The organism is Planococcus soli, from assembly GCF_016881065.1.
Classification (GTDB): Bacteria; Bacillota; Bacilli; order Bacillales_A; family Planococcaceae; genus Planococcus; species Planococcus soli.
In genome coordinates this window covers 394,417-407,351 of sequence record NZ_WXYN01000016.1, presented here as the reverse complement: position 1 = coordinate 407,351, position 12,935 = coordinate 394,417, and the positions used below count along the sequence as shown (strand labels likewise).

Sequence of the window (12,935 nt, the reverse complement as noted above, 5' to 3'; positions counted from 1 at the left end):
CTGCCTTCCTGCTTCGCTTAGCCCTTAGATTCACCATTCAAATTTTGAGAATAGGTGGAACCTCTTCTTTTTTGCCGATGAGCGTCACCAGCAGCTTTTCAAATTGCGGCAAGGAAACTTGGACAATTCTGCCCGTCAGCAAGGCGACCGCAATGGTTCCGACGCCTACCGGTCCACCGAGCAGCCAACCGAGCAACGCAACACCCACTTCGATGCCTGCCCGAACCACGCTGATGCTGAACCCTGTTTTATTGACCAGCAGCATCATCAGGCTGTCCCGCGGCCCTGCCCCGATTTTCGGCGATACGTACAGGCCTACGCCATACCCCGAAACGACAATGCCAGCTGATAAAATCAGGATTTGTCCGACCAGCGTCTGAATATCTGGAATGAGAAAATTAAAAATATCGATAAATATGCCAACCAGCAGCATGTTCAAAAAGGTGCCAACCTGCGGGATCTTCCGTGTGAAGAAAGCCGTACAAGCGATTAGCGTAAAACCAGCAATGACAGACCAGGTTCCGATCGTCAAACCGAAATTCAAATACAGTCCGACATGCAGTACATCCCATGGGCCAATGCCCAACCTGCTTCCTTTGATGGTCATGGTAAACCCAAGAGCCAGCACAACCAATCCGACAATAAAAAACAACCAGCGGTAAAACAGCGAACGCTTCATCCAAATCCTTCTTTCTTCTATTGTGATATGAAAAATCCACCCATTCAAAAAGAATGGATGGATGCTTTATTGACTTGGCACTGTCAACTCAGCAAATTGGCCATTTGTAGCAGCTGCGAGCCTGGCCGGAGCCAGTTTCAGCTGCATGCCGATTTTGCCGGCAGAAACGATCATTTCAGGCAACTGCTCAGCTTCAGACGAAACAAAAGTCGGAAACGGTTTTTTCATTCCAACCGGAGAACAGCCGCCGCGAACGTAACCTGTCAGTGCCAGGATGTCTTTGACCGGCGCCATCTCGATTTTCTTTTCTTCAGCCGCCTTTGCCGCTTTTTTCAAATCCAGTTCTTGGGCAACAGGGATGACGAAAACATAAGGCTGTTTCGACGCCCCAATCGCCACCAATGTTTTATAGACAAGGTCGGCAGAAAAGCCAATTTTGGCGGCAACAGAAACGCCATCCACTTTGCCGTCTTCCGTGCTGTAGTTGAGCAATTCATAAGGAACATTCTCTTTGTCGAGCATGCGTGCTGCATTGGTTTTTGCAATTTTCTTAGCCACGGCGAATTCTCCTTGCTTCGAAGTTCTGTTCTCCACAGCATACCACCCTATTCGGTTTGGCCCAATAGCTTTTTCAGCGCATCCGCCATCGCGGTATTTTGCGGCGCCTCGTCCTGCTGGTTCAAGTATTTATTGACGTCTTTTTTATTGGCTTTGGACTGGCCGGATTTTTTGCGTTTTTCAAAGGCAGACAGTTTTTCGCGGTGCCCGCATTTGCAAACGAAAATCTTGCCGTCTCCTTCGCCTTGCATTTCAAGCTTTTTGTGGCAGTTCGGGCAGCGCGCGTTGGTCTGCATCGCTACCTGCTTTTTGTAGCCGCAGTCGCGGTCCTGGCAGACGTTCATCTTGCCGCGTTTGCCGTTGACTTCAAGAAGCGGTTTGCCGCAATCCGGGCACATTTTGCCGGTGATGTTGTCATGCTTGAATTTCTTGTCGCTCTTTTTGATGTCCGACACCGACTTTTCGGCAAAGGCGATCATTTCTGTCATAAATGCTTCTTTCTTCATTTGGCCTTTGGCGATTTTGGTCAGTTGCTGTTCCCAGTCGGCTGTCAGCTTCGGCGACTTCAAATCTTCCGGGACAAGCTCCAGCAGCTGGCGGCCTTTTGAGGTAATCGTCAAATCCTTGCCTTTTTTCTCGATCAGGAAGGTATTGAATAATTTATCGATGACGTCTGCGCGCGTCGCAACAGTTCCAAGGCCGCCCGTCTCACCGAGTGTCTGGATCAGTTCTTTGGATTCGCCGCTCATGAATTGCGCCGGATTTTCCATGGCGCCAAGCAGCGTTCCTTCATTGAAGAAAGCGGGCGGCTTGGTTTTGCCGTCAGTTAGGGCAATGCCTTTGATCGTCAGCTTTTGGCCATTTTCAAACGGCGGCAGCGTCGTATCGTTGTCATTGTCTTCATCTTTGTAGATTCGTTTCCAGCCTTCATTGCGGATCGTGTTGCCTTTTGCCTGGAAAGTTTCCCCGCCGGCAGTCAGCTTGACCGTCGTCTGATCATATTCATACTGCGGATAGAATACTGCAAGAAAGCGCTTGACGATCATGTCGTATAGTTTGATTTCTTTGTCGGACAAATCGTGCAGCGGCGGCGTTTCTTCCGTCGGGATGATGGCGTGGTGATCGGAAACTTTGGCGTCGTCGATGACTCCTTTTTGCGGCGCCACCGGATTTTTCAAAATTATTGCGGCCAGACTGCGGTAAGGCCCCATCTGTACGGCTTTGACGCGGTCTTTTAATGTATCGCGCATATCGCTCGTCAAATGCTTCGAGTCGGTCCGCGGATAGGTGACGATTTTGTAGCGTTCATATAAATTTTGCAGCGTGTTGAGCGTCTCTTTCGCCGACCAGCTATAGCGCTTGTAGGCTTCTTTCTGCAGTTCGGTCAAGTCGAATAAAGGCGGTGCCGGCTGCCGTTTTGGCGTAATCTTGATATCCGTCACTGTGCCTTCATGCGTATTTTGGAGCTTTGTGAAGAGGCGATCGATTTTGTCCTTATCGAAGGATTGCGTCGAGTTGCCGTCCGTCCAGGTGAAGGCGGCTTTGTCTGTGACAGCTTGCATGCCGTAATACGGCTTCGGCTGAAAATTGCGGATTTGCTGTTCACGTTCGGCAATCATTGCCAGCGTCGGCGTCTGCACCCGGCCCGTCGACAATTGCGCATTGTATTTGACGGTCAGCGCGCGCGTCGCATTGATGCCGACGACCCAGTCCGCTTCTGCACGCGCCACAGCTGCTTCGAATAAATTCTCGTAAGCGCGGCCGTCCTTCAGGTTTTGGAAACCGTCTTTAATGGCTTTGTCGGTAACCGACGAAATCCACAGCCGCTTCACCGGCTTGCGTGTATTCGTTTTCTCCAGAATCCAGCGCGCTACAAGTTCGCCTTCGCGCCCGGCATCTGTCGCGATGATGACTTCGTTGACATCGCCGCGCTGCAAGAGCGACTTGACGGCGTTGAACTGCTTCATCGACTGCTTGATCGGTACGAGCTTGAACGGTTTTGGAATGATCGGCAGCGTGTCCATCTTCCATTCCTTGAAGTCGTTGTCATATTGCTCCGGCTGCGCATGCGTCACCAAGTGGCCAAGCGCCCACGTGACGATATACTGCTTGCCTTCCAGGTACCCGTTTCCTTTTTGTTCGCACCCAAGAACGCGCGCAATATCACGCGCCACGGACGGCTTTTCTGCTAAAACTACTGATTTCATTTGAATTCACCCTCATTTCTGATGTGGTTATTGTAACATTTTCTGATTTTAAAGGAAAAAGATGCATCAGAATCGTATTTCTTGTTCAATGGAACGCATTTGCACACCTGCGGATCATATTTCAGATCTAACGGAACGTATTTCATTACCAGTGGATCGTAAAGCTACCTACTCCAAAATAAAATCAAAATATTCTTGATTTCATTCACCGGCAAGGCTGTATTTGTTTCAACTCTCTTGAAAGGAATGATGTTTTTGCAACTGATTGAACGCCGACGTCCCGATATCCTTATCTATTTGGAAGCACTGCTGGCGCGAACCCCTTCCTATCACCCAGCCTATGCTGATCTAAAAGAAAAAGTAAGGACCTGGACTGCCGGGTATGCCGGTGAAACCTGGTTTGACCGGATTTGGCTCGATTATACGAGCGATGAAATTTTCAGAGTTATCCCCGATTATGTCACTCCTTCTCATCAAATGGATGCCATCTGCGTCTTTTCGAAATTCATTGCCATCATCGAAATTAAAAATATCGGTGGAGTCATTGAAATGGACGGAACGACACGGCAATTTACCCGTACATTGCACTCTGAATCAATAGGCATGAGAAATCCGGACGATCAGCTGTATCGCCATGAAAAAAAGATTCGGCAACTGACAAATCACACGATTCCTGTTGTCGGGATCGTTGTGTTTACCAATCCCTCCAGCATCCTTAAACTCGAAGCTGTTGAACGACGAGTTATCCACCTCTCCGGATTGCCATTCGTATTAGATCAACTGATCGAACAGTACAACGCCTATCCTTCATTTGACGTTCCTCAACTATGTGATCTTCTTCTGGCACACCAATGTCCTCCCGTACCCTATAAGTCCGAACCCATACCTTACCCATTACAAACCGGTGTTTTTTGTTCCGCCTGCTCTTTTTCGAAAATGGTTTATTCCCGCGATTTTTGGCGTTGCCTGAATTGCAGCAATAGGCAGCAGGATGCTCATTTATTGGCATTGCAAGATTATCGCCTGTTGGTTGGAGACACTATATCCAATCAGGAATTCCGAAGGTTCACAGAGCTGGAATCAAGATCGAATGCAGTGAAAATACTAAAACGCTGCGGTTTCGAAACTGTTGGTACCCATAGAAGCCTCAGGTATTTGATTCCGGAGATGGACCTGCGGAATAAAACCAAATAGGCAGCAGAATCGTATTTATAACGCAATGGGTCGTAAATGCGTTGCAACGGATCGTATTTCCAGGCTAACGGAACATATTTCAATCACAGCGGATCATAAACTCAAAAAAACCTCCCCAAAAGGGAGGTTTTTTCAATCAATCATGGATTATCCAGCGTTTCCTTCGACAAATGCTTGCTCATCTCGGCGTATTGCACGAAGACGCGTGACAATTCGCGCAGGCGGTTGTGGACGTCTTCGTTGATGATGGTGTTGGTGTCGTCGAAATGGCTCGTGTGTGTGTAGACGTAGTTCGGCGTCACTAGGCAGCGGAAGTAATCGAGAATCGGCTTGAGCTGGTTTTCGATGACTAAGTGATGCTGATACGTGCCGCCATTCGCCACGATGGAGACCGGCTTATAGCGCATTGTGCGCGGATGCAGCATATCAAATGTGTTTTTCAGGACACCTGGAATCGACCCTTGGAAGATCGGCGACGCGATGATGTAGCCGTCTGCGTCTTCAAAGCGGCGGACGATTTCCTGCATGCTGTCATTGTATTCGCCAAGCGGACGCCCATCAACAAACTGATGGTCGTAATCGGCCAGCTTTAAAATCTTCAATTCCATTTCAGGAGCGATTTCTTGAATATAGGTCTGCACCTGCTCCAAAATGGCGCCGGTTTTGCTCCCGAGAATCGTTCCGTCTACTAATAAAATCTTCATAATCCTATGTCCTCCTCAAAATGCGTGGAATACCCGTCAGTTATATGTGTGCCAATCCGCATCATCGCAAGCAATGATCCGTTTGTTTTCATCATAACAAACCCTGTTTCACAATACGCATCGAAAAGCTTACAAGCGAATGATTTCATGCTTTAGTCTGAGTGGCGATTTTGAAGCGCTTGTTCTCCAGGCGCTCCTGCGTTCGGTCCGACTGGCGGGCGGGTGACGTAAAGCTGATAATGGCATCTCCAGGCTTCGGCTCGATTTTATTGCTTTCGGCAAAAAACTCAATCTTGCCTTGTGGCCGTTGTATAAAGAGCGGGATGGTGTCATCCGTCCATTTTTCCAAAAAGTCTTCGTAGCTGAATTGCTCCGTCAATTGCGTCTTGCGCATTGTGTAGCCCTGCTCTGCTTTTCTTTCCAGCTCATGGATGTTCCACCGGTCCCCGAACAAAGTACGGCCGCTTAAAGAAGAATGGAAATCGGCCGGGTCCCCTTCGTGAATAGCCGTCTGGTACAAGTTTGTACGACCTAATTCAGGAACAAAATTATTAACGACCAGCGCGTTATAAGAATCGGTTTCCGTCGCAACAATCATCGTTTCATACGCTGTCATTTCCACTTCATAATCAGTATGCTCTGACAGGATTTCCCCGGCATAAGTCGTCAAACCGACTTGGCGCGCTCCCTGCAGGCTGCCCCAGGAAGGATCTACAATCATGACGTTTTTATTGAGTTCAGCCAACACTTCGCCAAGCTTTACAGCAAACCGGCTGGCGCCCACAATAATGATGCCCGGCTCTTCTGCACTAGCAAGACCGAGCTTCCTGCCCAGCCAGCCAATCGTAAAACCGTGCGCAATAACGGTAGAAAAGACCAGTGCAAAGGTCAGTGCCGTCAGCAATTCCGCATCTGCAAATCCCGCCTCAAGCAGCACTCCCGAGAAATAACCGGAAACTGTCAATGCCACGATGCCGCGCGGCGCAATCCAGCCAACCAGCGTTTTCTCCTGAATCGTCAGGTCGGTACCGATTGTCGATAACCAGATCGACAGCGGCCGGACGACAAACAGCGTTGCCAAAACAAATGAAATGATTTGCCAATTGAAGATTTCAATCAACACATCGAGGCTTAACGAAGCGGTCAGCATGACAAAAATACTGGATATCAAGAGAACCGAAATATTTTCTTTAAAATGGCGCATGTCATTGATCGAAGCAATGTTCATATTGGCCATGACCATGCCCATAGCCGTAACTGCCAAAAGCCCGGTTTCGTGCATGACCATATCCGACACCACAAACGTCAGCAGGACCACTCCAAATACCATCGGTGCTTTCAGAAATTCTGGAACCTGCCCCTTTTCGAACAACATCCCCATCAAGCCGCCGGCACCGGCGCCAAGTGCGACTGAAAACAAGGATGCCAGGAAGAACAGGCCGAAAGCTGCTGCTGTTTCGTCGCCGATGGCAAACAGGACGAATTGGAATGCAAATAAAGCGAGCAGCGCGCCAAACGGATCCACAACGATGCCTTCCCATTTCAGGATGGCAGCAGGACGCGTTTTTAATTTGGCCTGCCGAAGCAGCGGCAAGATCACGGTAGGACCCGTTACGATAAACAGTCCGCCAATGACAAATGCCACCGCCCATGATAAACCGGCAATATAATGTGCAGCCAATGACCCGACAATCCAGGCGATAAATGCACCCAGCGTCACAATTCGCAAAATCGGCTTGCCAAAGGTACGAATTTCCTTGAAGTTCAAATTCAGGCTGCCTTCAAAGAGGATAATGGCGACTGCTAATGAAATGAAAGGATTGAACAGCTCTCCAAAGCTTTCAGCAGGGTCAATGATCCCCAGAATCGGCCCGACCAGGAGTCCGGCAATCGACATTAGTACGATTGCCGGAAGCTGAAGACGCCAAGCGATCCATTGAGAGAGCACTCCCAGAAAAATAATGAGCATTAAGTCGAATAATAAACTATCGATGGCTTGTCACGTCCTTTTAATCTTTTTTGGAATTATACAGGTTTTATATAGTGAAGGAAAATCGTTAAAGATTCAACTTTTGTGATTTTGTGTTACAATGATAGAAAAATAAGGGTGATTTTGTGAACAAGCAGGAATTGGAATACGCAATTGCTGAGCTTAAGATGGATTATGTTCGCCACCAAGGCGATATTGAAAAGCTCGAGACAACTGGACACGCCGGCATGGTGGAGAAAGCGGAATTGCGTCTGGAAAAAATGGAACTACAACTTGCGGAATTAAACCAAAAACTCGCGGATCTGTAACCGCGATTTTTTTTATGATATTGGAGGAATTTATTAAATGAGTTTATTAACAGTAGAAAAATTAAGCCATACGTTCGGTGACCGGACCCTTTTCAACGACGTATCGTTCCGGCTGGTCGAAGGTGAACATGTCGGATTAGTTGGAGCCAATGGCGTCGGGAAATCGACAATGATGAATATTTTAACGGGCAAGATCATCCACGATGATGGGCGCGTTGAATGGCAGCCACGGACACATTACGGTTACCTGGATCAGCACACACAGCTGCAGCCTGGGCGCACGATCCGCGAAACGCTGCAGGATGCATTCCTGCCTCTATATCAGAAAGAAGCGGAATTGAACGATATCGCCATGCAAATGGGCGATGCCGATCCAGAACGCCTTGAAGAGCTGCTTGAGCAGATGGCGGAAGCACAGGACGCTTTGGATGCTGGAGATTTTTACACATTGGATGGTAAAGTCGAAGAAATCGCTCGCGGCCTTGGCCTTGATGCAATCGGCCTTGACCGCAATGTAGAAGCTTTATCCGGTGGACAACGTACAAAGCTGTTGCTTGCGAAGCTATTGCTCGAAAAACCGAAAGTCTTGCTGTTGGATGAGCCGACCAACTATCTTGACGAAGAGCATATTCAATGGCTCGTCAATTATTTGAAAAACTATCCGCATGCGTTCTTGTTGATCTCGCATGATACAGAATTCATGAGCAGCGTCACTAGTGTTATTTTCCACTTGGAATTTTCACGATTGACGCGCTATACAGCCACTTATGAGAAATTCATTGAGCTTGCAGAATTGAGCAAGCAGCAGCATTTGGATGCCTATGAAAGACAGGAAGACATGATCAAGAAAACCGAGACGTTCATTGCGAAAAACAAAGCGCGTGCTTCTACAACCGGCCGTGCCAAGTCTCGCCAGAAACAGCTGGATCGCATGGACCGCATCGATAAGCCGGAAGTTGCGGCAAAACCGCAATTCGCTTTTAAAGAAACACGCAGCCCAAGCCGTTACGTCGTTGAAGCGGAAGCCCTTTCCATCGGCTATGAAAAACCACTCCTGCCGCCGCTAACTTTCATGATCGAACGCGGTGAAAAAATTGCGCTTGTCGGCATGAACGGCGTCGGGAAATCGACTCTGCTGAAAACAATGCTCGGCAAAATCAAGCCGCTTGACGGGGATGTTCTGCGCGGTGAGTATTTGACGCCAAGCTATTTCGAACAGGAAGTCAAAGCACCAACCCACACACCGCTCGATGAAATTTGGGCCGCTTATCCAAGCATGGACCAAGGCCAGGTGCGTGGCGCGCTTGCCCGCACCGGTCTGAAAAATGAGCATATCTCCCGTCCCATGACGCAGCTGAGCGGTGGCGAACAAGCCAAAGTCCGCCTGTGCAAATTGATGATGGAAGAAAGCAACTGGCTGATTTTCGATGAGCCGACCAACCACTTGGACATCGATGCAAAAGCTGAACTGAAACGCGCGATGCAAGCATATAAAGGTACTATCGTCTTAGTAAGCCACGAACCTGAATTCTATGAAGGCCTGGCAACTAAAGTCTGGGACGTTGAAGAATGGATTTCGGCCGGCAAAACGGTACAATCATAAAATATAAAAATGCCTCTTCTGGTTTTCCAGAAGAGGCATTTTTTAATAGGTCGTCAGTTTGAACAGTTTTTGGAAGCCATAGATTCCTCGCTGCCAAAAGGTGAAATCATCTTGATATTCTTCTGTCTCCAGCGTGTAAAGGGCATCTTCGTTATCCCACAGGCGATCGAAATAATTCTCCATGTCTTCAGTCAATTCGCTGTCATTTGGTGCTGCAATCCGGATATTGCTTTCCAGATTGTAATCATTGAACGCACGCTCCGTATAGTTGGTAGAGCCTCCCGAAATGACGGTTTCATCTTTAGTTTGGATCATAATCGATTTTGTGTGGAACTGTCCGACAACGGCATTGTACCAGCGGACCTCCAAATGATCTTCTGACTCTGACAGCATCTCGTGGACTACAGGACGGTTGGGCAACCCGGTCTTTTCAGTGCCGAACGCATTTTCATTGGCATCCAGAATCAGACGGACATCAACTCCGCGGTTAGCTGCATCCGTTAAGGCATTAACAACACTGCTTTCAGCTATGTAGAACATGGCCAATTGGATAGCGTCGCCTTCTGCCGTTTTTTCAATATCTGAAAGCAGGGCATCCAGCACTTTTCGCTCCGTCAAGTATTGCACTTGATACTCACCCTGTTGCTCAGCTGCCTCTATTCTAGGCAATTCCGGCCCCCCTGAGAATAAGGATACGGCTTCTTCAGCTTCCAAAAGGTCATTTAGCACAGGACCGCTGACTTTAAAGGCCATATTGCCGTGCAGTCCACTGGCATTATGAGGATTTGCGGAACTGATGATGGCTTCATTTTCAGTAATAACAGTTTTTCGGTGATTAGCTTTAATGTTCATCATCTTCAAATAAGAAGATACTGTTAAATCAGGGGCATCGCTCGACATTCCGTTCGGTACCCAGCCTCTGCCGCCAGCATCAAACCATTGAAAAATGACGCGGTAAAATCCGGAATACAGCGGGGTAGAGTCGCGAAGTTTGTCCAGGTCTGTCGTAATGACCTCTACGCCTTCATCTTCCAGCGTTCCTAAAAATTGATTTTCATAGGACCCGTAGCCATAATTCAGCGGATCGGTAATAAAATAGATAGGAAAGTCCGGATTTTCTTCTTTTTTATCCAGTAAATGATCAGTCAAGGTTTCCGCTACTGCCGGAAAATCCACTTCCTGATCATTGTAATTATCAAAAAGAAAAAGATCGATGACGATAAATTCTTCTGCCTCATCAATCATGTCATAAATTTCATTGAATATCCGCAGTTCACTTTCTGTTTCGGTGCCTTCTTTATCTTGGGCGTAAGACAAGTCATAAATCATTTCGATTTGTTCGACGGCATGAAGATCCCCTTCACTTGAAACGCCTTCTGGCAAAGGCTTAAACGTCTGCCATACAATAACTACAATATAGAGGAATGCCAGAATGCCAACGGAGCCCATAACAATCCGTCTTCTTCTGCTCCAATCCTGGAACTTTCTCTTTTTCATCGTCTTTCCCCCTCCTGTTTATTATAACCAGTAGGAAGATAAAATTCTTATAATATTTTCCATTGAAAAAAACAACCGAAAATCCGGTTGTTTTAAGTCGCTACCACATATTCACGCGTCCGGTCATCTTCCATCAGCATGTCTTTTAATCGCTGTTTCCCACGGAACAGACGGGATTTCACTGTGCCGATCGATACTTTCATGGCATCCGCAATTTCAATCAGCGAATATTGGTGAACATAAAAGTAAAGGATGGTGGTGCGGTAAATAGCATCCAGTTCTGAAATCTTATGGCGAATCATCACAGAAACGTCCTGCTTCTCCAATAGTTCAGCAACACCTGCTGAATCAGAAGGAATCAAATCCAGCAACGAGACATCCAAGCCTTCCGGCTGTTGAATCAAATGCTTGCTGCGTCTTACGTTTTTGCGGTAACGATCACGGAATGTATTCATGCAGATTGTTGTCAGCCAAGCTTTTACGTGATCCACTTCAGCAATAGAAGATTCATAGCGTACAACTTTCAGCCAAACTTCCTGCATCAAATCTTCCGCTTCAGCTTTATTACGTGTCAGTTTCAAACATAAATGATAGATGTACCGATTGTATTCTGTGTATAGCGTTTCCATGATCGTGCCCCCGTCCGTTCTGCTTGTCCAGCGAAGGCATTTTGCTTTCGCTTTCTCTTATAACCTTATATTGACGGAAGTGGAGCTTTCACTCTATCGCTTCTACTTTCATTTTCCTTACAAAGGTGTAATAAAAGGAAAAAATCCCCTGTCTCAAGACAGAGGATTTTCTATGCTAAAACTTCTTCTTTATGATCTGTTTTCATAATTGTTAAGCGGACAATGCGGTTACGGTCCATTTCGTTGACTTCAACCTGAAGATTTTCATAGGTAAACTGTTCGCCTTCATCTGGCACATGCCCCAATTGCTGCATGACAAAACCGGCAATCGTATCATGATCGTTCGGCACTTCCACATTGAACATGTCGTTGACATCTTCAATTTCGAGGCGGCCATGGCATGACAGCAAAGTATCCGTCATTTCAAAAACCAGTTCGTCGTCTTCTTCATCTGTCTCGTCTTCGATATCCTGGCCGATCATTTCTTCAATAATGTCTTCGTGCGTGACAATACCAAGTGTTCCGCCGTATTCATCCAAAATCACAGCCATATGCTTTTTCTTCGCCATCATCAGTTTAAAGACTTTTTCTACACTGACTGATTGAACCACAAACAATGGATTATCGTCCATCAGTTCCTCCAGCGTCAAATTCGGATTCATCGACCATTCTATCAGCTTTTTCGAATAAAATAATCCAACAACATTATCCATGCTTTCCTCATAGACCGGGTAGCGCGTGTAGGAAGAATCCAGAATCAAATCCCGTACCTCTTCATAAGTTGAGTCGAGAGCAATCCCCACTGTGTCGGTGCGGTGAGTAGACATGACATCCGATACATCTTTATGAGGAAAATCCAAAACCCCTTTTATGCGCTCAGATTCATCTTCCTCAAACGTTCCTTCAGTGGAAGCAATATCAACCATCGTACGCAATTCTTCTTTTGTCATGCTCGCTTCCTTCACGGTGCCTTTTGAGATAATGCGAATGAATATATTTGTGAATTGGGCCAATAGCCAAGTTAATGGCTTTAAGATGACTACCAAAAAGCTGATAACCGGCAATACGATATACGCGATTCGATCAGAGAATGTAGCTGCAATTGTTTTTGGCAGCACTTCACCAAAAATGATTAAAATGACCGTTAAAATGGCAGTAGCCAAACCGACTTCCCATCCTCTAGTAATAGCAATGGTCGTCACTAATGTTGGCAGCATGATATTGGCAATATTGTTGCCGATTAAGATTGTCGTAATCATTCGGTCCGGCTTCGCAATTAACTTTTGCAGTTTCTGTGACTTAATATCACCCTGCTCTGCGCGAAGTTGGACCTTCATCCTATTTACTGCTGTCAATGCCGTTTCGCTTCCCGATAAGAAAAACGACATGAATAAAAAGATACCTAATGCTATAAACAATATTATTTCCTCCAGTGTTATAAACACATAATTTTACGAACTCTTTCCGTATTCAACACTATACCATAGCCGATTTCCACTTGTCGAAAACCAAAACTTGGTATGTTATAATTTTTCCATACTCAAATTTAACGAATCGAGGGATCTA

Annotated in this window: 11 protein-coding genes; 3 read left to right on the top strand and 8 right to left on the bottom strand. The window is 46.7% G+C overall.

What is annotated here, in order from left to right; translation table 11 throughout:
- Positions 1-37: 37 nt before the first annotated feature.
- From GJB59_RS09715 to GJB59_RS09705, 3 genes are all read right to left on the bottom strand, one after another.
- Positions 38-679, bottom strand: coding sequence for a YczE/YyaS/YitT family protein (locus tag GJB59_RS09715; protein ID WP_142827066.1), 642 nt, complete (start codon positions 677-679; stop codon positions 38-40).
- Between the two features lie 66 nt (positions 680-745).
- Positions 746-1,237, bottom strand: coding sequence for a Cys-tRNA(Pro) deacylase (ybaK, locus tag GJB59_RS09710; RefSeq protein ID WP_142827065.1), 492 nt, complete (start codon positions 1,235-1,237; stop codon positions 746-748).
- A gap of 47 nt (positions 1,238-1,284) precedes the next feature.
- Entirely contained in the window at positions 1,285-3,444 is a 2,160-nt protein-coding gene (locus GJB59_RS09705) for a DNA topoisomerase III (protein WP_142827064.1), read from the bottom strand.
- Positions 3,445-3,699: 255 nt separating this feature from the next.
- Here GJB59_RS09705 and GJB59_RS09700 point away from each other — a divergent pair, with 255 nt between their 5' ends.
- Positions 3,700-4,638: a nuclease-related domain-containing protein gene (locus GJB59_RS09700; protein WP_185960001.1), complete on the top strand. Its 939-nt coding sequence runs from the start codon at positions 3,700-3,702 to the stop codon at positions 4,636-4,638.
- A gap of 140 nt (positions 4,639-4,778) precedes the next feature.
- Here GJB59_RS09700 and GJB59_RS09695 read toward each other — a convergent pair whose 3' ends face one another.
- Positions 4,779-5,342 carry an NADPH-dependent FMN reductase gene (locus GJB59_RS09695; protein ID WP_142827062.1) on the bottom strand — a complete coding sequence of 188 codons (564 nt, stop codon included), beginning with the start codon at positions 5,340-5,342 and terminating at the stop codon, positions 4,779-4,781.
- Between the two features lie 145 nt (positions 5,343-5,487).
- On the bottom strand, positions 5,488-7,311 hold the full coding sequence (locus GJB59_RS09690) for a cation:proton antiporter (RefSeq protein ID WP_142827061.1): 1,824 nt from the start codon (positions 7,309-7,311) through the stop codon (positions 5,488-5,490).
- 146 nt (positions 7,312-7,457) lie between these two features.
- On the opposite strand from GJB59_RS09690, the gene GJB59_RS09685 reads away from it, so the two are divergent.
- On the top strand, positions 7,458-7,640 hold the full coding sequence (locus GJB59_RS09685) for an SE1832 family protein (protein WP_142827060.1): 183 nt from the start codon (positions 7,458-7,460) through the stop codon (positions 7,638-7,640).
- A gap of 37 nt (positions 7,641-7,677) precedes the next feature.
- Positions 7,678-9,243: an ABC-F family ATP-binding cassette domain-containing protein gene (locus GJB59_RS09680; RefSeq protein ID WP_142827059.1), complete on the top strand. Its 1,566-nt coding sequence runs from the start codon at positions 7,678-7,680 to the stop codon at positions 9,241-9,243.
- A gap of 42 nt (positions 9,244-9,285) precedes the next feature.
- Here GJB59_RS09680 and GJB59_RS09675 read toward each other — a convergent pair whose 3' ends face one another.
- The 3 genes from GJB59_RS09675 to GJB59_RS09665 all read right to left on the bottom strand — a co-directional run bounded on the left by GJB59_RS09675 (position 9,286) and on the right by GJB59_RS09665 (position 12,787).
- Positions 9,286-10,740, bottom strand: a complete 1,455-nt coding sequence (locus GJB59_RS09675; RefSeq protein ID WP_142827058.1) for a phospholipase D family protein — start codon at positions 10,738-10,740, stop codon at positions 9,286-9,288.
- 92 nt (positions 10,741-10,832) lie between these two features.
- Positions 10,833-11,369: an RNA polymerase sigma factor gene (locus GJB59_RS09670; protein ID WP_142827057.1), complete on the bottom strand. Its 537-nt coding sequence runs from the start codon at positions 11,367-11,369 to the stop codon at positions 10,833-10,835.
- Positions 11,370-11,539: 170 nt separating this feature from the next.
- Entirely contained in the window at positions 11,540-12,787 is a 1,248-nt protein-coding gene (locus GJB59_RS09665; RefSeq protein WP_142827056.1) for a hemolysin family protein, read from the bottom strand.
- Positions 12,788-12,935 lie beyond the last annotated feature (148 nt).